The organism is Nocardioides glacieisoli (assembly GCF_004137245.1).
GTDB classification, from domain to species: domain Bacteria; phylum Actinomycetota; class Actinomycetes; order Propionibacteriales; family Nocardioidaceae; genus Nocardioides; species Nocardioides glacieisoli.
Genome location: NZ_SDWS01000005.1, coordinates 185,880 through 206,893 on the forward strand (window position 1 = coordinate 185,880; position 21,014 = coordinate 206,893).

Below are 21,014 nucleotides of genomic sequence, written 5' to 3' on the forward strand. Positions count from 1 at the left end.
GGTGAGGCATGGCAGTGGAGACGGCGCCTGCGCCGACGGCGTACGACGAGTGGCGCGACCGCCGCTGGCGCCTGACCGTCCTCGTGTTCGTCGGCCTGTGGCTCGCGACGGCCGTGGCGCTCGGCCTGACCGGCGAGAAGCGCTCGGACCTCAACCAGCTGTCGGCCTCCATCAGTGACGGCTCGGTGACGCAGGTGGAGATCGTCAGCGCCCCACGCGACTCGTGGCGAGGTCGTACGACGGTCATGCTGCGGTGGCGCGGGAGCTGGCTGGACCGGTTCGCGGAGGTGCAGGTCGACGGCCGGCGCACGCCCGGGACGTTCGACGGCGGCAACGGCATCGTCGGCGATCCGGTGAAGTACCTCCAGGCCGGTGCCTTCCCGCAGGAGCTGGACATCACGTACGTCGACCACCCCAGCCATCAGGAGTGGCGCGGGTGGCGGGCCCCGCACTGGGTGGGGTGGCTCGGCGTCGCTACCTGGTTCGGCACCGTGCTGCTCGCGGGGAACGGGCCTGAGCCTTGGCGGGCGACGAAGTGGGCCTGGACGTGGCTGACGCTGTGGGGCGGTCCGCTCGGCTGCCTCGCCTGCTTCCTCCTCGGCGGCCCGCTCGGGTTGGGGCGCCCGAGGGACCTCGGTCGGCGCCTCACCGGCGGCTGGGCCTTCCTGATCGGCGTGGTCTTCCTCGGCGGGAGCAGTTCCGGCACCTGAGCCGGCGGACGGACCGAACGGACGCGCGGCCCGCGCCCGCACGCGTACGCCGCCTGGCCGGGGGCACGTTCCGTCCGCCGGCAGACGCGCGGACCGAACCCACGGGCGCGGCCGACGCCCACGCGTGGAGCGGCGGCGCCGGACGACTTCTGTCCGCGCGCCTACGAGGCCCGCGTCCGGTGTGGGCGCCCGCCCGTAGGGTGTCCGTCGTGAGCGCCGGAGTCTTCTCAGAGCACGGACTCTTCGTCTGCTTCGAGGGGGGCGACGGGGCCGGCAAGTCCACCCAGTCGCGGTTGCTGCGCGACTGGCTGGTCGAACGGGGCAGGACCGTGCTGCTGACCTTCGAGCCGGGCGACACCGAGGTCGGCAAGGAGATGCGCCGCATCGTGCTCGACCCGGCGACCGGCCACCTGTCCGACCGCACGGAGGCGCTGCTCTACATCGCCGACAAGGCCGAGCACGTCGACCACGTCGTGCTCCCGGCCCTCGCCCGCGGCGAGGTCGTGATCACCGACCGCTACGTCGACTCGACGCTGGCCTACCAGGGTGCCGGCCGGACGCTCGACGTCGGCGAGGTGGAGGCCGTCGCCCGCTGGGCCACGGCCGACCTGCGCCCGCACCTCACCGTCGTGCTCGACCTGGCGCCGGAGGCCGGGCTCGGCCGCTTCGACGGGCGCGACCGCATCGAGGGACAGTCGCTGGAGTTCCACCAGCGGGTGCGCCAGGGCTTCCTCGACCTCGCGGCCGCCGACCCCGACCACTACGCCGTCCTCGACGCCCGCGCGCCGATCGACGAGCTCGCCACCGCCATCCGTGCCCGCGTCGCGCCGCTGCTGGAGGGCCGGTGACCACCGCGACCGCCACGGTCTGGGACGACCTCGTCGGCCAGCGACCGACGATCGAGGTCCTCAAGCACGCCGCGTCCGGGGTCGGGATGACCCACGCCTGGCTGATCACCGGGCCGCCCGGATCGGGTCGCTCCAACGTCGCCCGCGCGTTCGCGACGGCGCTGCAGTGCGAACGACGTACGGGCTGTGGTGTGTGTGAGGCGTGCCGGCTCGGCATGAGCGGCTCCCACCCCGACATCACCTGGGTGAAGTCGGAGACGTCGGTGCTCTACGTCGACGACATGCGCGACCTCGTGATGTCGGCGGCGAAGTTCCCCGCGATCGGGCGGTGGCAGATCGTCGTCATCGAGGACGCCGACCGCCTCGGCACCCCGGAGAACCCGCGCACCGGCAACGCGCTGCTCAAGGCGATCGAGGAGCCGACGCCCAAGACGCTCTGGCTGCTGTGCGCGCCCACCGTGCAGGACGTGCTGCCGACCATCCGCTCGCGCTGCCGCACGCTGACCCTGGCGACGCCCGGCACCGAGGACGTCGCACGGTTCCTCGCCCGCAACGACGGGGTCTCCGAGACCGTCGCCGGGTTCGCCGCCCGCGCCAGCCAGGGCCACATCGGTCGCGCCCGGGCGCTCGCGCTCGACGAGGAGACCCGCTCGCGCCGGCGCGAGGTGGTCAGCATCCCGGCCAGGCTGACGTCGCTCGGCGCGTGCATGACCGCCGCGACCAACCTCGCCGAGCTCGCCAAGGAGGAGACCGAGGCGATCACCTCGGACGCCGAGAAGCGCGAGCTCGGGGAGCTGCAGGCGATCTTCGGCAGCGAGCGCAAGGACACCGCCAGCCGGTCCTACCGGGCGGCCCTCGGCGCGCTGGAGAAGCTGCAGAAGCAGAAGGCCAAGCGGCGGGTGCTCGACGTGATCGACCGCGCGCTGATGGACCTCGTCTCGGTCTACCGCGACGCGATCGCCCTTGCCGTCGGCGCGCCCGGCATGCTCGTCAACGAGGAGCTGCGCGGCGACGTCCAGACCGTCGCGCGGGCCGTCACGCCCGACGAGGTGCTGCGGATGATCGACGCGGTGTTCACCGCCCGCGAGCAGATGCTGGAGTTCAACGTGCCGCCGCAGCTGGCGCTCGAGTCCATGATGGTCGCGCTGCGACTGCCCGGAGGTCGTCAATGAAGAAGGTCCTGGCGATCGTCGCCGTGCTCGCCCTCGCGCTGACGACCTTCGTCGCGGTCGGGCTGGCGGTCGGCGGCTCGCTCTCCGACGAGCCCGCCGCGCGACCCACACCGTCGCCCACGACGCCGCCGCCGGCGGACGTGACCGAGGCGCCCGAGTCGGGCCTCTCCGACTTCTACTCCCAGCGCATCGACTGGGAGCCGTGCGCGACCAACGCCGACCAGGACTGCGGCACCCTCACCGTCCCGGTCGACTATGCCGACCCCGGTGGCGACACGATCGACCTCGCGCTGCTGCGGGTCCCGGCCAGCGGGTCGCGCGTCGGCTCGATGGTGGTGAACCCGGGAGGCCCCGGCGCTCCCGGGACGTCGTACGCTGCTGCTGCTGGTCGAGTCTTCCGCCAGCCGCTCCTCGACGGATTCGACATCGTCGGCTTCGACCCGCGCGGCACGGGCCGCTCGGCCCCGGTCGACTGCATGAGCGACAGCGAGCTCGACGCCTACCTCGCCGGTGACCCCACGCCGGACACCGCAGCGGAGGAGGAGTCCTTCGAGATATCGGTCCTCTCGCTCGGGGCGAAGTGCGTCGCCGGCTCGGGTCCGGTGATCGGCCACGTCACGACGATCGAGGCGGCGCGCGACATGGACGTCCTCCGCTCGGCGCTCGGCGAGGAGCAGCTGACCTACCTGGGTGCGTCGTACGGCACCAAGCTCGGCGCGACCTACGCCGAGCTGTTCCCCGAGAAGGTCGGACGACTGGTGCTCGACGGGGCCGTCGACGTCTCGCTCGACGCGCAGTCGACGGCGCTCCAGCAGGCCGAGGGCTTCGAGACCGCGTTGCGCGCCTACGTCCAGAACTGCCTCGATTCCACCGACAACTGCTTCCTCGGGGACACGGTCGACGAGGGCCTCGGCACCATCAGCGACCTCCTCGACTCGATCGAGGAGCAGCCGCTGCCGGCGGGCGACCGTGAGCTCGAGGTCGGCAACGCGTTCTACGGCGTCATCACGCCGCTCTACAACCGCGACTACTGGTTCCTGCTGAGCACCGCGCTCACCTCGGCGCTCGACGGCCAGGGCTCGGCGCTGATGGACCTGGCGGACGCGTACGCCTCCCGCAACCCCGACGGGTCCTACGCCGACAACTCGATCGAGGCCAACTACTCGATCAACTGCCTCGACGACCCGACGTCTGTCGCCTTCGACGAAGTGCCGTCGCTCTACCCGGAGTTCGAGGAAGCTTCGCCGACCTTCGGCCGGATCTTTGCCTGGGCGATGACGGGGTGCCAAGGCATCGACGTGACGTCGAGCGAGGAGCCGCTGACCATCACGGCCGCGGGCGCCGCACCGATCCTCGTCCTCGGCACCAGCCGTGATCCGGCGACCCCGCTGATCTGGGCCCAGGCGCTGGCCGGCCAGCTCGACTCCGGCGTGCTCGTCGAGCGGGACGGCGACGGCCACACGGCCTACAACGCCGGCAACGAGTGCATCGACTCCCTCGTCGAGGACTACCTCCTGGAGGGGGCAGTCCCCGACGACGGGACGACCTGCTGAACTCACCCCGCTGGTCGAGGAAGGACGAAGTCCTGTCACGAGACCCGGGTCTCGTGACGGTCGCTGCGCGACCTCCTCGACCAGCGAGAGGGCGTCAGCCCTCGAGCGCGGCGTCGAGCGTGATCTCGACGCCCGTGAGCGCCTTGCTGATCGGGCAGCCGGCCTTGGCCTTCTCAGCCGCGTCCTTGAAGGCGGCGTCGTCGAGGCCCTCGATCTCACCGCGCGCGGTGAGCGTGATGCCGGTCAGCCTGAACCCGCCGGCCTCCTTGTCCGGGCCGAGGGTCACGTCGGCGGTCACGTCGAGCGAGTGGATCGTGCCGCCGGCCTCCGCGAGGAGGTTGGACAACGACATGGCGTAGCACGCCGAGTGGGCGCCCGCGACGAGCTCCTCGGGGCTGGTCGTGCCGTCGGCCTCGTCGGCCGCTCGCTTGGGGAAGTTCACGTCGAAGGTGCCGGCGCCGGAGCTGGAGAGCTCCACCTGGCCGGATCCGCTCATCAGGTCGCCGTTCCAGGCGGTGCGGGCGGAGCGAGTGGGCATCGGAGACTCCTGCGAAGTGTCGGAAGTGGGTCGGTCCCGAACCTAGCGCGTGACCCCACCCCCGGATTTCTGTCCCGCCCGGAGCAATCCGTATACTCGCCCGCGGCCCATCGAGCACCGCTCGAGGCCACGCCGCCTTAGCTCAGTCGGTAGAGCGAGTCACTCGTAATGACTAGGTCGTCAGTTCGATTCTGACAGGCGGCTCTGACTCCCCCGGGGACCCGAGACCCCGGGGGAGTCTTCTGCGTCCGCAGGTGGTTCACGTGAACAGTTGGCAACATGCGTGCAGGGACCGACGCCGGCTCGTACGGTGGGTGACAGCCCCTACGTCCAGCACCCGATCCGGAGCAGAGTCCGCGGATGCACCACATCACCTCCTCCGCCTTGGCGGGAGCGACCTCGATCGAGGTCGACGGGACCCTCGACGTGGTCGCCGCCTACGACCTGCGACTGCGCCTCGACGTGGCGCTCCGGCAGAAGTCCCACTTCGTCGGGATCGACCTCACGCGCGTCACGTCGGTCGATCCCGACGGCGCCCGGGGTCTCAGGCGGTGCTGCGAGGCCGCCGTGGCGGCGGGCGTCGTCCTCACCCTGACCGGGTGCAGCGGACCCTTCCGAACCGACCTCGCCAGGTTGGAGTCCCGGAGATCGCCCGTCGGCTCCCGACGAGGCTAGGTCGTCAGCCCGATCCCGGCAGTTGCCTCCGATGCTCCGTCGGACCCGCGATCCCGGGGGCGTCTCATGGCCACCCGGAACACCGCGAAGCGTACGAGACCGGTGCCGAGGTTGGCCGCGACCAGCACGGCGACCTCCTGGGTCCGCGAGGGGGCGTCCACCGTCGCCTCCAGCAGCCAGAGTGAGCCGGCGGTGACAGCCAGGCTGAAGCCGAGGAGCGCGAGGCCCAGCGCCTGGTGGGTCACCGTGCGTTCCGGCCCGCGGACGCCGAAGGTGATCCGGCGGTGCCCCCACGTCCCGGCGATGGTCGAGACGACGAGGGCGATGGCGTTCGCCGGCTGGGCGCTGAGCTCGGTGCGGAGGACGACGTACAGCAGGCCGTAGAACACGTTGAATGCGCCCCCCACGCAGGCGAAGACGACCAGCTGCCTGAAGATGGCGCGCCAGCGAGCGGCACGGCTGGTGGTCACAGGTGAAGCGTACGGGCCAGCGCAGCCCGTTGCGCCAGAAGCAACAGGTCGCGTCAGAAGCAACGCGGCCCTTGTCCTGCACGCCCTCGCGGCTCCATCATCAGGGGTGTCGCCCGCAACGACGCGGGCGGCGGAGGGATCGCGATGACCATCAGCGTGTTCGACCTGTTCAAGGTCGGGATCGGTCCGTCCAGCTCGCACACGGTCGGGCCGATGAAGGCGGCGTACCTCTTCGTCGACGGACTGCGCGACGACGGCCAGCTCGACGAGGTCACGAAGGTCCACGTCGAGCTGTTCGGCTCGCTCGGCGCCACCGGACACGGGCACGGCAGCGTGAAGGCGGTCGTCCTCGGTCTCTCCGGGGAGCAGCCCCACCTCGTCGACCCCGTCGCCGCCGACCCGATGGTGCAGGACGTCCGTGACCGGAAGCGCCTGGAGCTGGCCGGCACCCACGGCATCGACTTCGACCCCGACGACGACGTCGTCATGCACCGGCGCAAGCGCCTCGAGTTCCACACCAACGGCATGGTCTTCCAGGCCTTCGACACGGCAGGGGCCGAGCTGCGCCGTCGCGAGTACTACTCCGTCGGGGGCGGCTTCGTCCTCGGTGAGGACGACCTCGGCAACCCGGCGCTCGTGCCCGACGAGACGCCCGTCCCGTACCCCTTCCACAGCGGGGACGAGCTGCTCGCCATCACCCGGTCGACGGGACTTCGGATCAGCGACGTGATGCTCGCCAACGAGCTGGTCCGCCGCTCCGAGGACGAGGTGCGGAGCGAGCTGCTGGCGATCTGGCAGGTGATGCGGGAGTGCGTCGACCGCGGCAGTGCGACGCCCGGCGTGCTGCCGGGCGGCCTGAAGGTGCGCCGTCGCGCGGCCGAGCTGAAGGCCAAGCTCGACGTCGAATGGGTCTCCGGGATCGCCGACCCGCTCATGGCGATGGAGTGGGTCACCCTCTACGCATTGGCGGTCAACGAGGAGAACGCGGCCGGCGGACGGATCGTGACGGCGCCGACCAACGGCGCCGCCGGGATCGTGCCCGCCGTGCTCCTCTACTACCACCACTTCGTGCCCGGGGCCGACGACGACGGCGTCGTGCGCTTCCTGCTGACGGCCGCCGCGATCGGCCTGCTGTTCAAGGAGAACGCGTCGATCTCCGGGGCCGAGGTCGGCTGCCAGGGCGAGGTCGGCTCGGCCTGCTCGATGGCCGCCGGGGGACTGGCGGAGCTCCTCGGCGGCACCCCGGAGCAGGTGGAGAACGCCGCCGAGATCGGCATCGAGCACAACCTCGGACTCACCTGCGACCCGGTCGGCGGGCTCGTCCAGATCCCCTGCATCGAGCGCAACGCGGTCGCCTCGATCAAGGCGATCACCGCCGCCCGGATGGCCATCCGCGGCGACGGCTCGCACCACGTGTCGCTGGACAAGGCGATCAAGACGATGCGCGAGACCGGCCGCGACATGAAGGACAAGTACAAGGAGACCGCCCGCGGCGGTCTCGCCCTCAACGTCGTGGAATGCTGACCCGATGCGTGCTGTGGTCTACACCGAGAGCGGCGACTCGTCCGTGCTGGAGCTGGTCGAGCGGGAGCCGGCCGAGCCCGGGCCCGGCGAGGTGCGGGTGCGCATCGTCCGCGCCGGTGTGAACCCCACCGACTGGAAGTTCCGTGCCGGCGGGATGGGCGAGCTCGCCTTCCCCGAGATCGTGCCCGGCCAGGACGGCGCGGGCGTCGTCGACGCCGTCGGCCCCGAGGTCACGGACCTCGCGGTCGGTGACCGCGTCTGGACGATGCTGGCGCAGCACCAGCGTCCCGGCGGCACGGCACAGGAGCAGGTCGTGATCCCGGCGGACCGGGTGACCGTGCTCCCCGACGCGGCGTCGTACGACCTGGGTGCGTCGCTCGGCGTCCCCGCGGTCACCGCCCACCGCGCCCTCACCACGTCCGAGGACGGGCCGGACCGGCTGGCGCCCGGCGCGCTCTCCGGGATGACGGTGCTCGTCGCGGGCGGGGCCGGCGCGGTCGGCAACGCCGCGATCCAGCTCGCCCGGTGGGCCGGCGCGACCGTGGTCAGCACGGTGAGCAGCGACGAGAAGGGCCGCCTCGCCACGGCGGCCGGTGCGCACCACGTCGTCAACTACCGCGACGGCGACGCCGCGGCGGCGATCCGCGACCTCGCCCCCGACGGCGTCGACCTGGTCGTCGAGGTGGCTCCGGCCCAGAACCTCCGGCTCGACGTGGGCGTCATCAAGCCGCGCGGCACGATCGCGATCTACGCCAACAACGGCGGCGACGAGGTGACGCTCAGCGTGCGCGAGACGTTCTCGACCAACGCCCGCTTCCAGTGGGTGCTCCTCTACACCGTCGGCCAGGAGGCGCTGCGGCGTGCCGCGGAGGACATCACCGCAGCGGTCGCCGACGGCGGTTTCGGCGTGGGCGAGGAGCACGGGCTGCCGCTCCACCACCACCCGCTCGAGCGAACTGCCGAGGCCCATGCGGCCGTCGAGGACGGGGCGATCGGCAAGGTGCTGATCGACGTGGGCGACCACTGACCGCTTCCGGCGCGGCGCGTCGCCCACCCTCGTGGTGAGATGTGCTCGGGAACGCGGCGCGGACGTGCTGCGCGGGAGACGGAGTGACGATGTCGACGAGCCAGACCAACGTCGTGGAGTTCGCGGAGCTGGCCCGTGCCCTGGGCGCGGCGGGCGAGCAGAGCGACCGCCTGATGCTCGCGGTGAATGCGGCGGTCGAGCTCATCCCGGGCTGCCTGCACGCCGGCATCACCATCAACCGCGCCGGGGAGTGCCACACGCTGGCCTCGACGGGCGAGATCCTCTCGGCGGTCAACGTGCTGCAGAACGAGCTCGGCGAGGGTCCGTGCCATGCCCCCGACCGCGAGGACGAGGTCGTACAGATCAACGACCTCGTCGGCGACGAGCGGTGGTCGGCGTGGGGTGGTCGAGTCAACGGCGACTTCCAGCTGGGGTCGATGATCTCGATATTCGTCTACACCGCGCGTGGCTCCTACGGCACCCTGAGCCTCTACGCCGCCGCCCCCGACGCCTTTGACGCCGACGACCTCGCGACCGCGCAGGCGCTCGCCGGGCACCTGGCCGTTGCGCTGGCCGCCGGGCGCGAGATCGAGGGGATGAGTGCCGCCCTGCAGAGCCGCACCGTGATCGGGCAGGCGGAGGGCATCCTCATGGAACGGCTGGGCGTCGACAGCGACCAGGCGCTGGCCTACCTCAAGCGGATCTCGTCCCACACCAACACCAAGCTGGTGCAGGTCGCCGGCGACATCGTGCGGACCCGGCAACTCCCGGAGGCGCCCGACCGCTCGATCGGCTGATCCTCAGGTGTTGGCGCCGCGCGCGTCGACGCGCCACGTGTTGTCGCCGACGACGTAGGCGTCGGCGAGGTTCGCCGTCGTGCAGACGTGGTTGGGCACGACGCGCACGCGGGTGCCGCGGGGCGCGTCGAACCCGGTCACCGTCGCGTGGTGCTCGGACAGGGCGGTGATGCGGGCGTCGGGGTGGTCGAGCAGCCGGCCGTGGCCGGTGGCGTACGACGCCCGGTCGGCGCCGAGCACCTTGCTGCCCGCGTCGAGGACCACCCGGTCCGGGTAGCGGCCGACGACGGTCGCGACGACCGTGAGGGCGACCTGCTCGGGGGGCGTGACGCCGAGCTCCCACTGCTGCGCGTCGCCGAAGACGTACACGCCCGGTCGCACCTCGGTCAGCACCCCGCCGCGCGCGAACTCGACGGACGGGGTCGAGCCGCCGCTGACGACCGGGCACGCGATCCCGGCGCCGATCAGCGCGTCCCGGGCAGCGGCCAGCTCGCGCTGCTCGTCGGCGGCAGCGGCTGCGCGGGCGTCGGGGGAGTAGGAGTGGCCGGGGAAGGTGAAGACGCCGTCGACGGCCAGACCGGCCTCGGCCGCAGCGCTCGCGACCGCGACGGCGTCGCCGGCAGGTACGCCGCTGCGGTGGTGGCCGCTGTCGACCTCGACCCGCACCCGCAGCCCGGCGCCCGCGAGGGGTGCGAGCTGGCGGACCGACTCGACGGAGTCGACGCCGACCGCCACGCTCGCCCGCGCCAGCACCCCATGCAGGCGGGTGGCCCGCTCGTCGTCCACCCAGAGCGGGTAGGCGATGAAGAGGTCGTCGCAGACCTCGGCGAAGACCTCGGCCTCGGCGACCGTCGCGACAGTGAGGCCGACCGCGCCGGCGGCGAGCTGGAGCCGGGCGACCTCGAGCGACTTGTGCGTCTTGGCGTGCGGGCGCAGCGTGAGCCCGGAGCCGCTCGCTGCGTGCTGCATCGCGTGGATGTTGCGCTCGAGGACGTCGCGGTCGACATCGACGTAGGGGGTCGGTCTGCTCACCTCGACATGCTCCCGCACCGAACCCCTACCCTTCGCGCATGGCCCACGACGTGCTGGACGAGCCCGCACCGCGGCTCACGACCGAGAGGGTCCGCCGGCTGGTGGAGGAGCACTGGGGGGTGACCGCCGACGTCGGGCCGCTCTCGAGCGAGCGCGACGTGAACTTCCTCATCGGTTCGGGCCACGTCCTCAAGGTCGCGAACCCGGCGGAGTCGCGGGCGCTCCTCGAGATGGAGGTCGCGGCGATGCGGCACGTCGCGGCAACCGACCCCGACCTCCCCGTCCCGCGCACGGTGTCGGCCGGCGGCGAGGACATCGTCACGATCACCGACGACGCAGGCCGCGCCTGCCTCGCGCGGCTGATCACGACCGTGCCGGGTTCCCAGCTCGAGGGGCAGGTCGTCACCGAGGACGTCGCCGAGCAGGTCGGCGCGGCCACCGCCCGCACGGCGCAGGCGCTGCGCGGCTTCTTCCACCCGGCCGCCGGCAGCCGCGAGCTCGACTGGGACGTACGCGCCCTCCCGCGCGTCGCGGCGAGGTGGGGCCTCACGTCCGACGACCCGCTCCACCCCGTCGTCGAGCGGGTGGCCGCGGTGCTGCCGCGCCTGGCTGCGCTGCCGAGCGGGATCCGCCACGGCGACGTCACGCTCACCAACCTGCTCGCGACCGACGGCACGGTCACCGGTGTCATCGACTTCGGCGACATGCACTTCACCGCCGACGTCGCCGACCTCGCGGTCGCCCTCACCTCCGTGCTGCGCAACACCAGCGACGCCCAGGTCTCCTCGCCGTGGGAGCTCGCCGGCGCGACGCTGCGCGGCTACCAGCGGATCCGTCCCCTCGGCGCCGAGGAGGTCGACGTCCTCGGCGAGCTGGTGCTGTCGCGCCTCGTGCTCAGCACGATCATCTCCCGCGGTCGCGCGGCCACCCACCCCGACAACACGGCCTACATCACGCAGTACGACGACGCCAACGCGCGTACGACGTCCGAGCTGGCGCAGCTCTCACCGACCGAGCTGGCACAGCGGTTGCATCGCCTCGCCGGCACCCGAGCGGTGGCGGCGAGTGACGACGTCGCCACCCGTCGCGCCGCCGCGATGGGCGGCACCGTCGCGCCGCTGTTCTACGACCGCCCGCTGCAGATCGTCAGCGGTGCGGGCGCATGGCTGGTCGCCGCCGACGGCCGGCGCTACCTCGACGCATACAACAACGTCGCCGTCGTCGGGCACGCCGACCCTGTGGTGGTCCGCCGGGTCAGCCGTCAGCTCGGTCGGCTCAACACCCACTCGCGCTACCTCCACCCCGAGGTCGTCGAGCTCGCCGAGCGGATCGCGGCGACCATGCCGGACGGTCTCGACACCGTCCTCTTCACGACGTCCGGCACCGAGGCCAACGAGCTCGCCTGGCGACTGGCGACCGAGTGGACCGGCGGCACCGGAGCGCTGGTCGTCCACCACGGCTATCACGGCACAACGCGCTGGATGGCAGACCTGAGCCCCAACGAGTGGCCACCGGGCCACCGCCCCGCCGCCGTCGGCACCTTCCGGGCTCCGGTCGCCGGCGGTGACCTGTCAGCCGGGGCGACGACCGCGATGGTGGGCGCGGCCTGGCAGGACGTGGCAGCGCGTGGCCACCGGCCAGCGCTCCTGCTGGCCGACTCCGGCTTCACCAGCGAGGGCGTGCACGACGCGCCACCGTCGTACGTCCAGGGGCTGCGCGACGGTGCGCACGCCGCGGGCGCGCTCTACCTCGCTGACGAGGTGCAAATCGGCTACGGCCGCACCGGTCCGGGACTGTGGCGCTTCGCGCAGTCGGGCGTCGTGCCCGACCTCGTCACCCTCGGCAAGCCGATGGGCGCGGGCTACCCGATCGGCGCGGTCGTCACCCGGCGCGAGGTGGTCGACCGGTTCGCCGAGCGCTGGGAGTACTTCTCGACCTTCGCCGCGACCCCGGCCGCTGCGGCCGCCGGCAACGCGGTGCTCGACGTGCTGGAGGACAGGCGGCTGCCGGAGAAGGCGCTCGTCACCGGGGCCCACCTCGCGACCCGGCTGCGCGAGCTGGCCGGAGCGACCGACCTGCTCGGCGACGTCCGCGCGATGGGCCTCGTCGCCGGCATCGACGTGGTCGACCGCCCGGCCGCGCGGCAGCTGCTCCAGGCCCTCGTCGCCCGCGGCGCGCTCGCCGGACTGACCGGACCGGGCGGCAACGTGCTGAAGGTGCGCCCGCCGCTCGTGTGGGACGAGACGCACGTCGACCACTTCGTCGACCGGTTGGAGCACGCGGTCGGGGACGTCAGATCTCGCGGATGACCCGGGCTGGCGACACGCGGCGCGGCACCTGATGCCAGGGGCGCCGCGGTGCTACACCGGGATGGTGGCGGTTCCCGAGTCGACGCTCACCGGGCTGGAGACCGGATCCCACGAGCGCGGGGCGCTCTGGGGTCGGCGGCTCTTCCTCGGCCTGCTGCTCGTGGTGGTGCTCGCCGGGGCGGCGGGCTTGCTCGGCGTGCGTTCCGCCACTGCCAGTGCCAGCGGGAACGGGTACGACCTCGACGTCACCTATGCCACGGTGGCGCGGGCCGGCATCGACGTGCCGTGGCAGGTGGTCGTCGCCAACCCCGACGGGTTCGACAGGGAGGTCACCATCGCGGTGACCGGTGACTACTTCGAGATCTACGAGACCCAGGGCTTCACGCCGGAGCCCTCGACGAGCGTCCGCGACGCCAGCACGCTGTACCTGACGTTCGACGCCCCGGACGGCAACGTGTTCACCGTCGACTACGACGCCTACATCCAGCCGTGCCAGGTCGGCCGCGACGCGATCGTCTCCGTGGTCGACGCGGACCTCGCACCCCTGGTCTCCGTCGACATCACCACCCATCTGCTGCCCTGAGGAGGTCGGATCGTGGAGATCGTGGTGCGCGCTGTCGTCCTCTTCGCCTTCCTGTGGATCGTCACGCGGGCCGTCGGGCGCGCGACGCTCGGCGAGCTGAGCACCTTCGAGCTGCTGCTCCGTCACCATGGGAGACCTGGTCCAGCAGGGCGTCACGCAGCAGGACTACTCGATCACCTCGGCCGTCCTGGCCGTCGGCACCTTCGCGCTGCTGACCGTCGCGCTGTCGTGGGTGCAGTGGCGGTTCCCCCGGTCCAGGCCCGTGGTGACTGGCAGGCCACTGCTGGTCGTCGCGAACGGCGAAGTGCTCGAGGATGCAATGAGGGCTCAGCGCCTGGCCACGGCCGACCTCCTCGTTGCTGCCCGCGAGCAGGGGATCCGTCGCACGTCGGAGATCGAGTACGCCGTGCTCGAGGCCGACGGCAGGCTCTCGTTCTTCACCTACGACACGTCCGAGGCGGGGGCACCGGAGAAGCCACCCCAGGGCTAGCAGCCCTCAGGGGTCCTCACGCCAGGCGGTTGAGGACGTTCGTCATGTCGTCCTCGGTGTCGCTGCCGATCTTCTCGAAGACGATCTTCATCACGGGGTCGGCGATCTTCGCCGCACCGGACAGCTCGATCACGGCCTCGTAGGTGATCCGGCTGCCGGGGCCGTCCGGGCTCGGCACGACGGTGATCGTGTCGGTCGAGGTCGCGGTGTCGTTGCGGCCGACCAGCACGATCGTGTCGTCGGTCAGGCTCTCGAGGGTGTAGTCGAGCTCGGTGCTGACCCCCGCGATCTTGGAGACGTTGTGCCAGGTCGACCCGACCTGCACAGGTCCGCCGGAGTCGGTCCGGGTGCACGACTCGGTGCCCGGGTCCCACTCCTCGGCGTGGCTGAAGTCCTTGAGGTAGTCGATGACGACGGAGGGCTGAGGGTGGACGTCGAACGTGCGGTTCACAGTGGTCATGCCGTCGACAGTAGGCACGCCCCTCGGCGCCAGAGATCGCCCAGAGGGGTGCCCGCGCCGGCCGCCCGACATTGCAGAGGGCGCCTCACGTCTTGTCGCCCTTTGACACCATGGAGGGCATGCAGACGCGACAGGGGCAGGTCACGCAGCGCCGGGACTCCTGGCAGAACGCTGCACTGATCACCGGCGCGTTCGTCGTCGTGCTGTGGGTGCTCGAGATCGTCGACACCGCATCGGGCCACGCCCTCGACCCCTACGGCGTCCAGCCCCGCAGCGAGGACGGCCTCATCGGGATCGTCCTGGCGCCGCTGCTCCACTTCGGCTTCGGACACCTCGTGAGCAACACCGTCCCGGTCGCGGTCCTCGGCTTCCTGACCCTCGCGACCGGCATCGCGCGCGGGCTGCTCGCCACCGCCATCATCTGGGTCGTCGGGGGCCTCGGCGTCTGGGTCTTCGCCCAGCCCCAGAGCAACCACGCCGGTGCCTCGGTGCTGATCTTCGGCTGGATCGTCTTCCTCCTCGTGCGTGGCTTCCTCAACCGGAACACGACCGAGATCCTCATCGGTGTCGCGGTGTTCCTGCTCTACAGCGGGGCGCTCCTCGGGGTCCTGCCCGGCCAGCCGGGCGTCTCGTGGCAGGGGCACCTCTTCGGTGCGATCGGCGGGTTCGTGGCGGCGCGCCTGCTGACCACGCGGCGCCGCGCGGACGACTTCCCCTACTGACGCATGGACCTCGCCGGCCTGGGTACCTGACTCGCGCCGGGACGTGCGCGCCACTGCTCCGGCACCAGATGTCGAGGTCCGTCGGGGGATCCACGCCGTACGCCGTGCGAGGTGCCCCGACGGACCTCGTCCTCGTATGTCGGCGACGCCATCGGGTACGGGCGGCTCATGACCGACCTCTCCTGCCTCGTCCTCAGCTGCACCCTGAAGCGCTCGCCTGCCGAGTCGAGCACCGAGCTCCTCGGCTCGCAGGTGCTCGACGCGTTCCGCGACCTCGGCGTGACCGGATCGATCGAGCGGGTCGTCGACCACGACGTGAGCTTCGGCGTGAGCACCGACGAGGGTGACGGCGACGGATGGCCCACGCTGCGGCAGAAGATGCTCGACGCCGACATCCTCGTGCTGGTGACCCCGATCTGGATGGGCCAGCCCGCGTCGGTCGCGAAGGTCGTGCTGGAGCGCCTCGACGCCGAGCTCGCCGAGACCGACGACGCGGGCCGCCTGCTCACCTTCGGCAAGGTCGCCGCCGTCGGCGTCGTGGGCAACGAGGACGGGGCGCACCACACGAGCGCGGAGCTCTTCCAGGGGCTCAACGACGTCGGCTTCACCCTGCCCGCGCAGGCTGTGACCTACTGGGTCGGCGAGGCGATGCAGGCCGTCGACTACCAGGACCTCGACGAGACGCCGCAGAAGACCGCCGGCACCACCGAGGTGCTCGCCCGGCACGCCACCCACCTGGCCCGGCTCCTCAAGGAGTCGGCGTACCCCGCGGGGGAGTGACCGTTCAGGCCGTGCCGAGCAGGCCGGCGTCGAGGTGCTCGAGCAGGTCGCGCGGACCGTCGTGGACCGCCGCGGCACCGGCCGCCAGGAGCCGCTCGGCACTCACCCCGCCGCTGCGCAGGCCGATCGACTCCAGGCCCGCGGCGACCGCGGACTCGACGTCCCACGTCGCGTCACCGATGACCACCCCCGAACCGCCCCCACCGCGCTCGACGGCGAGCGCGACCAGGTCGGGCGAGGGCTTGCTCGCTGCCTCGTCGGAGCCGGTGACGACGGCGTGCAGGCGGTGGCCGATCCCCACGATGTCGAGGAGGTCGTCGACGAGGGCGGCCTCGGACGAGCTGGCGAGCACCACGCGGTGGCCGCGATCGACGAGGGCATCCACCAGCTCGGGCGCACCGTCGAGGGGACAGATGGTCCGCAGCCCGGTGCGGAAGTAGGTGTCGTGCAGGCGGCGGACCTCGTCGCCGACGGCGTGCTCGGCCGAGTCGCCGGCGACGGCGGCGACCAGCCGGTCGCCGCCCATGCCGATGGCCTCGTGGATGCGTACGGAGCTCACGTGGAGGCCGACGTCGTGGAAGGCGGCCTGCCACGACACGACGTGCTGGTAGACCGAGTCGACCAGGGTGCCGTCGAGGTCGAGGACGACCACGGGGCGAGCGGGAGTCTTCATCCGTCGGACGTACCCCCGAAGAGCGGGCGCCATGCGCCCTACGCCCGACCGCCCGGGCGGGTGTGGTGGGGCCAGTGCGCGGGGAGGACCATCGACACTCATACCCATCGCCTCGAAGGGGAACGCGCGTGGAGCTCCTGCCACAGAGCAAGGAAGCCCTGGACGAGTACGTCACCCCATCGGTCGACGACGTCGAGGGCCTCCTGCGCGTCATCGAGGGGTGGGCCGTGCGGACGGTGCCCGAGTGCGTCGCGCTGAGCGTGACCATGCTCGACGACGACCTCACCTTCACGCTCGTCGACACCGATGCCAGGACTGAGGCGGCCTCCGGCGAGGCTGATCGCGGCGCGGGCGACCAGGAGCCGGACTTCGCGCTCGACGAGCAGGGGTGGGCCGACATGGCCCGTCAGCGCGCCTTCTCCGGTATCGCCAGCACCGTCTGCCTCCCCGTGGTCGAGGGGGGGCGAGCGGTGCTCAACATCGATCTCTACGCCTCGACCGCGCACGCCTTCCGCGACCGGATCGACGGACTGGTCGCCGCGCTGGGTGCGTGGCAGGCCGGAGCCGTGACCAACGCCGACCTGGGGTTCGAGTCGTTGCGGCGGGCCGAGGCTGCCCCCGAGCGGCTGCGCGAGCAACGCCTCGTCGACGTGGCGGTCGGCCTCGTGGCCGCCCGGATCGGCGTGACCACCGACGACGCCTCGGGGCTGCTCAACCACGCCGCGGAGCGCGCCGGCGTCACCGAGGCGCAGGCCGCGACGGTGGCCCGGGTGCTGCTGGCCTGACCGGTCGCTCGCCACAACCGGGAGGACCGGCGGCGTATGTGCCACATCCATCGGGGTACCTACCGCCCATGGATCGACAGGGCACCACCACCGCACCCAGGCACATCAAGGTCGCGATCATGGACGAGAGCGAGCTCGTCGTGCACGGCATCCGCGCCATGTTCGAGCCGCACTCCGCCGTCGTCTCCGTGGTGCCCTACCGCACCACCGGACCGGCCCCACTGTGCGACCTCACGCTCTACGAGCCCTCCGCCCACCGGCGTACGACGTCCGCGCCCCAGCGCTTCCCCACCCGCATGGTCGCCTTCGGCTGGGACTGCACCCCCGAGGCCGTGTCGACCGAGATGTCGCGCGGCGCCGCGGGCTTCGTCAGCAAGTGGCTCCCCACCCGGCGACTGATCTGGAACCTGCTCCAGATCGCCGACGGCCGGGTCGTCGTGGACGCCTGGTCCGGCAAGGGCGAGCCCGCCAAGCCCACTGCCGCCGAGAAGTGGCCGCTGACGCACCGCGAGACCGAGGTGCTCTCGATGATCGCGTCGGGCCTCGCCAACCGGGAGATCGCCGAGCAGACCAACCTCAGCATCAACTCGGTCAAGTCCTACATCCGCGGCGCCTACGCCAAGATCGAGGTGACCTCGCGGTCGCAGGCGGTCCTGTGGGCGATCCAGCACGGCCTGCTGATGTCCGGCGACCCGGTCATGTCCGTGCCCCGGGCTGCCGCCCAGCCCGCGCGCGTGTGACCCGCTTCGGCTACTTCCTCTCCTGCGAGGAGTACTCACCCGAGCAGCTGCTCGAGCAGGCGAGGCTCGCCGAGCGGGCCGGTTTCGACTCCCTCTGGATCAGCGACCACTTCCACCCGTGGACCAATGCGCAGGGGCAGTCGCCGTTCGTCTGGTCGATGATCGGCGCCGTCGCGCAGGTCTGCGACCTCCCGGTGACGACCGCGGTCACCTGCCCCACGGTGCGGACGCACCCCGCGGTGATCGCCCAGGCCGCTGCCACCTCGGCCGTGCTCCTGGGCGAGGGACGCTTCACCCTCGGCGTCGGGACCGGTGAGGCGCTCAACGAGCACGTGCTGGGCGACGCGTGGCCACGCACCGACATCCGCCTCGCGATGCTCGAGGAGGCCGTCGAGGTGCTCCGCCGGCTCTGGACCGGCGAGGTCGTCTCGCACGACGGGCGCCACTACACCGTCGACACGGCGCGGATCTACACGCTGCCCGACACTCCGCCTCCGGTCTACATGAGCGCCTTCGGGCCCAAGGCACTCGACGTCGCCTGCCGCATCGCCGACGGGTTCATCACCACCAAGCCCGACGCCGAGTCGGTGGACACCTTCCGGAAGGCCAAGGGCGCCGATGCCCCGGCCCAGCGGGTTTCAAGGTCGGTTGGGGTCCCACCAAGGACGAGGCAATCGACGCGGCGTACGCCCTGTGGCCCAACGCCGGCGTTCCCGGCGAGTTGAGCCAGGTGCTGCCGAGCCCGCAGCACTTCGAGCAGGCCGCCGAGCTCGTCACCCGCGACAAGTTCGCGGAGAACGGAGCCTTCGGTCCCGACGTCGCCGAGCACGTCAAGGCCTACGCGCCGTTCGTCGACGCCGGCTTCAGCGAGGTCTACGTCGCCAACATGGGACCGCACTACGCCGACATGATCGCGGCCTACGGGTCCGACGTGCTTCCCGAGCTGCGCCGACGTACGTCCTGACGCGGTCTCAGGCGGCGTCGCCACCGCCTCGCGTCCCGCCCGTGCTCCTGCTGCGCATCGACGTGCGCCGGTCCTCCCGCACCTCGTCGAGGTAGCGCACTTCCGCGACGAACTGGTGCACTGCCGGGTGGTCGTCCGGTGTCCCCCAGGTCTCACGCAGGATCCGCTTCCAGAACGGCGACACCCGATACCTGATCGCGGGGTCCCCGACCCTCTTGGAGTGGTCGCGGGCCCGGAACGCCTCGATCGAGGTCATCGCCCGCAGCCGCCGCGGCACCCACCACCCCGTAGCCGTGAGGTCCGTGTGCGCGGGGTACCGGCTACCGCCGTGCTTCCGTGCCCCGTCCGCACGCATCGGACCCACCTCCTGCCCGGTGTCCTCGTCGTGGAAGTCCATCCGCAGCCGAGCCATCCGCAACAGCCGCTCCATGACACTCATCCGTGGACTCGTCCGCGCCGTCTCCCACCGCGCGACCACCGACTGCGAGACGCCGAGCAGCGCAGCCAACCCGCGCTGCGACACGTCCAGGATCCGCCTGATCCGCCGCACCATCCCCGCGATCCCGCCACGGAACGGCCCCATCAGCCAGACCTCGCGCTCCGCCTGGGTCCACTTCGCCATGCAGTCCCACGGCGGCAACCCGTTCACCCGCCCCGTCTGGTCGTGCTCTGTCTGGTCGCCTGCCTCCATGCGCCCCTGCCCCTTCCCGTTCGCCCGCGCACCCACCGTCAGGCGCGTCGTACGACCAGCACAGACGCCGGCACCGACACCTGCGAACGGTCCTCCACAGCCGGGCAGCTCGAACGCCCGACGGATCCACCTGTGGACACCTGGTGGCCCACGAACCGTCGTACTGGCGAGCCCTGCACGCCCACCCCGCCGCCGCTACTTGCCGATGAGTCCCTCAGAGACTCACTGGCAAGCGCGCAGGGTCCCAGCAGGGTCAGGGGGTGAACCGGTTGTCGTGCGCCTGATGACGCTGAGTCGCTCAAAGACTCATGGGCAAGGAGGCGACGGACGGCTGTGACGCAGGAGCGACGGACGTGGGCAGCGTGCTCGTCGCCCTCCGGATGCCCCAGGCGCCGAGCTTCCGAAGTGTCCGCAGCTGAGGCGGTGCGCCGGTTAGCTGTCCTGTGCCTGAGGGCGTGCGCTCCCGCGCGCTGCCATCCGACGGCGTACGACCTCGACGAGGTTGGCGCCGATCCCGCGCAGGGCACTGCCCTGGTGCCCGCGGAGCCCGTTGCCGTCCTGCTGCGAGGCGAGCACGTTGCCGGGACCGCGCACCACGGGTGCGACGAGGTCCTGCGCCACGACGGAGAAGAGTGGCCCGACGAGCCGGTCGTACACCCACGGCAGCGCCGTGAAGCCGAAGCGGATCGCGTCGTTGGAGACACCGACCTGGCCGCCGCGCCACGGGTGGTCCGCCACGGCCAGCACGCGGCGGGCGATGGTCTCCGGCGGACTGACAGGGAAGGGCGGACGGCCGACCGAGTCGCCGTAGGTCGCGGCCTGGCGGTAGATCGGGGTGTCGACCCCACCCGGCGCGACGTAGCCGAGCCGGACGCCGGGCCGGTCGCGGTTGTCGACCCGCAGCTGGCGCACGAGCCCGCGCACGCCCCACTTGCTGACGACGTACGCCGCCATGTCCGGGACCGCGATGTGACCGATCACCGAGCCGACGAGCACCAGGCTGCCCGCCCCTTCCCCGCCTCCCTGGCCGCGCAGCACCGGAAGCGCGTGGCGGGCGAGGTTGACCGAGCCGAGCAGGTTCGTGGAGACCACGCGGTCGAAGACGTCGACCGGGACGTCGGGGATGCGGCCGTAGGCGACGACGCCCGCGGAGCCCACGACGACGTCGAGCCGTCCGTGCCTGGCGACGGCGGCGGAGACCGCAGCGGCCACCTGCGAGTCGTCGGCCATGTCGGTGGGCACGACCAGGGTCGAGGCCGCGCCGAGCGCCTCGCAGTCGACGGCGACGCGCTCGAGGGAATCGGCGCCGCGGGCGAGCAGCACGACGTGGTCACCCCGCACGGCTGCCAGGCGAGCGGTGGCCTCGCCGATGCCACTGGAGGCACCGGTGACGAGCACGACGCAGGGACGAGCGGTGGTCCGGGAACGATGCATTCGGCCCCGTACCCACCAGCGAGACTCCTACAGCGAG

The 21,014-nt window shown here is 71.9% G+C and carries 24 protein-coding genes and 1 tRNA gene; 18 read left to right on the forward strand and 7 right to left on the reverse strand.

What is annotated here, in order from left to right:
* Positions 1-8: 8 nt before the first annotated feature.
* From EUA06_RS12495 to EUA06_RS12510, 4 genes are all read left to right on the forward strand, one after another.
* Complete coding sequence (locus EUA06_RS12495; RefSeq protein WP_129476085.1) at positions 9-710, forward strand: hypothetical protein; 702 nt, start codon at positions 9-11, stop codon at positions 708-710.
* A 209-nt stretch (positions 711-919) separates the two neighbouring features.
* Positions 920-1,558 (forward strand): dTMP kinase, encoded by a 639-nt coding sequence (tmk, locus tag EUA06_RS12500; RefSeq protein ID WP_242498119.1) that lies wholly within the window; start codon positions 920-922, stop codon positions 1,556-1,558.
* Positions 1,555-2,730, forward strand: coding sequence for a DNA polymerase III subunit delta' (locus EUA06_RS12505; protein ID WP_129476090.1), 1,176 nt, complete (start codon positions 1,555-1,557; stop codon positions 2,728-2,730). Before tmk ends, EUA06_RS12505 begins: the two co-directional genes overlap by 4 nt.
* Positions 2,727-4,283 carry an alpha/beta hydrolase gene (locus tag EUA06_RS12510; protein ID WP_129476093.1) on the forward strand — a complete coding sequence of 519 codons (1,557 nt, stop codon included), beginning with the start codon at positions 2,727-2,729 and terminating at the stop codon, positions 4,281-4,283. The genes EUA06_RS12505 and EUA06_RS12510 overlap by 4 nt, the downstream gene beginning before the upstream one ends.
* 94 nt (positions 4,284-4,377) lie before the next feature.
* On the opposite strand, the gene EUA06_RS12515 is transcribed toward EUA06_RS12510, so the two are convergent.
* Positions 4,378-4,821, reverse strand: a complete 444-nt coding sequence (locus tag EUA06_RS12515) for an OsmC family peroxiredoxin (protein WP_129476096.1) — start codon at positions 4,819-4,821, stop codon at positions 4,378-4,380.
* A gap of 131 nt (positions 4,822-4,952) precedes the next feature.
* Between EUA06_RS12515 and EUA06_RS12520 the strand changes: the two genes are divergently transcribed.
* Positions 4,953-5,025: transfer RNA gene (locus EUA06_RS12520), tRNA-Thr, on the forward strand.
* A gap of 156 nt (positions 5,026-5,181) precedes the next feature.
* On the forward strand, positions 5,182-5,496 hold the full coding sequence (locus tag EUA06_RS12525) for an STAS domain-containing protein (RefSeq protein WP_129476099.1): 315 nt from the start codon (positions 5,182-5,184) through the stop codon (positions 5,494-5,496).
* Here EUA06_RS12525 and EUA06_RS12530 read toward each other — a convergent pair.
* Positions 5,493-5,966, reverse strand: a complete 474-nt coding sequence (locus EUA06_RS12530) for a GtrA family protein (protein WP_165354375.1) — start codon at positions 5,964-5,966, stop codon at positions 5,493-5,495. The genes EUA06_RS12525 and EUA06_RS12530 overlap by 4 nt on opposite strands.
* A gap of 138 nt (positions 5,967-6,104) precedes the next feature.
* On the opposite strand from EUA06_RS12530, the gene EUA06_RS12535 reads away from it, so the two are divergent.
* The 3 genes from EUA06_RS12535 to EUA06_RS12545 all read left to right on the forward strand — a co-directional run bounded on the left by EUA06_RS12535 (position 6,105) and on the right by EUA06_RS12545 (position 9,314).
* Positions 6,105-7,490: an L-serine ammonia-lyase gene (locus EUA06_RS12535; RefSeq protein WP_277985672.1), complete on the forward strand. Its 1,386-nt coding sequence runs from the start codon at positions 6,105-6,107 to the stop codon at positions 7,488-7,490.
* Positions 7,491-7,494: 4 nt separating this feature from the next.
* Positions 7,495-8,517 carry an NADPH:quinone reductase gene (locus tag EUA06_RS12540; protein WP_129476108.1) on the forward strand — a complete coding sequence of 341 codons (1,023 nt, stop codon included), beginning with the start codon at positions 7,495-7,497 and terminating at the stop codon, positions 8,515-8,517.
* Between the two features lie 89 nt (positions 8,518-8,606).
* Entirely contained in the window at positions 8,607-9,314 is a 708-nt protein-coding gene (locus EUA06_RS12545) for an ANTAR domain-containing protein (RefSeq protein WP_129476111.1), read from the forward strand.
* Positions 9,315-9,317: 3 nt separating this feature from the next.
* Here EUA06_RS12545 and EUA06_RS12550 read toward each other — a convergent pair whose 3' ends face one another.
* On the reverse strand, positions 9,318-10,346 hold the full coding sequence (locus EUA06_RS12550; RefSeq protein WP_242498120.1) for an alanine racemase: 1,029 nt from the start codon (positions 10,344-10,346) through the stop codon (positions 9,318-9,320).
* Between the two features lie 38 nt (positions 10,347-10,384).
* Between EUA06_RS12550 and EUA06_RS12555 the strand changes: the two genes are divergently transcribed.
* The 3 genes from EUA06_RS12555 (at position 10,385) to EUA06_RS12565 (ending at position 13,728) form a co-directional block, all read left to right on the forward strand.
* Positions 10,385-12,655: an aminotransferase class III-fold pyridoxal phosphate-dependent enzyme gene (locus EUA06_RS12555; protein ID WP_129476114.1), complete on the forward strand. Its 2,271-nt coding sequence runs from the start codon at positions 10,385-10,387 to the stop codon at positions 12,653-12,655.
* Positions 12,656-12,719: 64 nt separating this feature from the next.
* The gene (locus tag EUA06_RS12560; protein ID WP_129476116.1) at positions 12,720-13,238 is read left to right on the forward strand and encodes a hypothetical protein; all 519 of its coding nucleotides are present in this window, start codon (positions 12,720-12,722) and stop codon (positions 13,236-13,238) included.
* Positions 13,239-13,365: 127 nt separating this feature from the next.
* On the forward strand, positions 13,366-13,728 hold the full coding sequence (locus tag EUA06_RS12565) for a DUF421 domain-containing protein (RefSeq protein WP_129476119.1): 363 nt from the start codon (positions 13,366-13,368) through the stop codon (positions 13,726-13,728).
* Between the two features lie 16 nt (positions 13,729-13,744).
* Here the strand turns inward: EUA06_RS12565 and EUA06_RS12570 are convergent, their stop codons facing one another.
* Positions 13,745-14,188, reverse strand: coding sequence for an SRPBCC family protein (locus tag EUA06_RS12570; RefSeq protein WP_129476121.1), 444 nt, complete (start codon positions 14,186-14,188; stop codon positions 13,745-13,747).
* 119 nt (positions 14,189-14,307) lie between these two features.
* Here EUA06_RS12570 and EUA06_RS12575 point away from each other — a divergent pair, with 119 nt between their 5' ends.
* Positions 14,308-14,910, forward strand: coding sequence for a rhomboid family intramembrane serine protease (locus EUA06_RS12575; RefSeq protein ID WP_165354376.1), 603 nt, complete (start codon positions 14,308-14,310; stop codon positions 14,908-14,910).
* Positions 14,911-15,078: 168 nt separating this feature from the next.
* Entirely contained in the window at positions 15,079-15,690 is a 612-nt protein-coding gene (locus EUA06_RS12580; RefSeq protein ID WP_129476127.1) for a flavodoxin family protein, read from the forward strand.
* Positions 15,691-15,694: 4 nt separating this feature from the next.
* Here the strand turns inward: EUA06_RS12580 and EUA06_RS12585 are convergent, their stop codons facing one another.
* Positions 15,695-16,363 carry an HAD family hydrolase gene (locus tag EUA06_RS12585; protein WP_165354377.1) on the reverse strand — a complete coding sequence of 223 codons (669 nt, stop codon included), beginning with the start codon at positions 16,361-16,363 and terminating at the stop codon, positions 15,695-15,697.
* 128 nt (positions 16,364-16,491) lie between these two features.
* Between EUA06_RS12585 and EUA06_RS12590 the strand changes: the two genes are divergently transcribed.
* The 4 genes from EUA06_RS12590 to EUA06_RS23040 all read left to right on the forward strand — a co-directional run bounded on the left by EUA06_RS12590 (position 16,492) and on the right by EUA06_RS23040 (position 18,852).
* On the forward strand, positions 16,492-17,148 hold the full coding sequence (locus EUA06_RS12590; protein WP_129476132.1) for a hypothetical protein: 657 nt from the start codon (positions 16,492-16,494) through the stop codon (positions 17,146-17,148).
* A gap of 68 nt (positions 17,149-17,216) precedes the next feature.
* Positions 17,217-17,888 (forward strand): response regulator transcription factor, encoded by a 672-nt coding sequence (locus EUA06_RS12595; protein WP_129476134.1) that lies wholly within the window; start codon positions 17,217-17,219, stop codon positions 17,886-17,888.
* Positions 17,885-18,613, forward strand: coding sequence for a TIGR03557 family F420-dependent LLM class oxidoreductase (locus tag EUA06_RS12600; protein WP_242498121.1), 729 nt, complete (start codon positions 17,885-17,887; stop codon positions 18,611-18,613). Before EUA06_RS12595 ends, EUA06_RS12600 begins: the two co-directional genes overlap by 4 nt.
* A gap of 5 nt (positions 18,614-18,618) precedes the next feature.
* Positions 18,619-18,852 carry an LLM class oxidoreductase gene (locus EUA06_RS23040; RefSeq protein WP_242498122.1) on the forward strand — a complete coding sequence of 78 codons (234 nt, stop codon included), beginning with the start codon at positions 18,619-18,621 and terminating at the stop codon, positions 18,850-18,852.
* 7 nt (positions 18,853-18,859) lie between these two features.
* On the opposite strand, the gene EUA06_RS12605 is transcribed toward EUA06_RS23040, so the two are convergent.
* Entirely contained in the window at positions 18,860-19,543 is a 684-nt protein-coding gene (locus EUA06_RS12605) for a helix-turn-helix domain-containing protein (protein ID WP_129476136.1), read from the reverse strand.
* A gap of 432 nt (positions 19,544-19,975) precedes the next feature.
* The gene (locus EUA06_RS12610; RefSeq protein ID WP_129476139.1) at positions 19,976-20,977 is read right to left on the reverse strand and encodes an SDR family NAD(P)-dependent oxidoreductase; all 1,002 of its coding nucleotides are present in this window, start codon (positions 20,975-20,977) and stop codon (positions 19,976-19,978) included.
* Positions 20,978-21,014: the final 37 nt, after the last annotated feature.

Coding starts and splice junctions, on each gene's coding strand:
- EUA06_RS12595 (WP_129476134.1), top strand. CDS start 17,217: ATGGATCGACAGGGCACCACCACCGCACCCAGGCACATCAAGGTCGCG.
- EUA06_RS12605 (WP_129476136.1), bottom strand. CDS start 19,543: ATGGAGGCAGGCGACCAGACAGAGCACGACCAGACGGGGCGGGTGAAC.
- EUA06_RS12610 (WP_129476139.1), bottom strand. CDS start 20,977: ATGCATCGTTCCCGGACCACCGCTCGTCCCTGCGTCGTGCTCGTCACC.
- EUA06_RS12525 (WP_129476099.1), top strand. CDS start 5,182: ATGCACCACATCACCTCCTCCGCCTTGGCGGGAGCGACCTCGATCGAG.
- EUA06_RS12570 (WP_129476121.1), bottom strand. CDS start 14,188: ATGACCACTGTGAACCGCACGTTCGACGTCCACCCTCAGCCCTCCGTC.
- EUA06_RS12575 (WP_165354376.1), top strand. CDS start 14,308: ATGCAGACGCGACAGGGGCAGGTCACGCAGCGCCGGGACTCCTGGCAG.
- EUA06_RS12510 (WP_129476093.1), top strand. CDS start 2,727: ATGAAGAAGGTCCTGGCGATCGTCGCCGTGCTCGCCCTCGCGCTGACG.
- EUA06_RS12580 (WP_129476127.1), top strand. CDS start 15,079: ATGACCGACCTCTCCTGCCTCGTCCTCAGCTGCACCCTGAAGCGCTCG.
- EUA06_RS12515 (WP_129476096.1), bottom strand. CDS start 4,821: ATGCCCACTCGCTCCGCCCGCACCGCCTGGAACGGCGACCTGATGAGC.
- EUA06_RS12565 (WP_129476119.1), top strand. CDS start 13,366: ATGGGAGACCTGGTCCAGCAGGGCGTCACGCAGCAGGACTACTCGATC.
- EUA06_RS12545 (WP_129476111.1), top strand. CDS start 8,607: ATGTCGACGAGCCAGACCAACGTCGTGGAGTTCGCGGAGCTGGCCCGT.
- EUA06_RS12585 (WP_165354377.1), bottom strand. CDS start 16,363: ATGAAGACTCCCGCTCGCCCCGTGGTCGTCCTCGACCTCGACGGCACC.
- EUA06_RS12540 (WP_129476108.1), top strand. CDS start 7,495: ATGCGTGCTGTGGTCTACACCGAGAGCGGCGACTCGTCCGTGCTGGAG.
- EUA06_RS12555 (WP_129476114.1), top strand. CDS start 10,385: ATGGCCCACGACGTGCTGGACGAGCCCGCACCGCGGCTCACGACCGAG.
- EUA06_RS12495 (WP_129476085.1), top strand. CDS start 9: ATGGCAGTGGAGACGGCGCCTGCGCCGACGGCGTACGACGAGTGGCGC.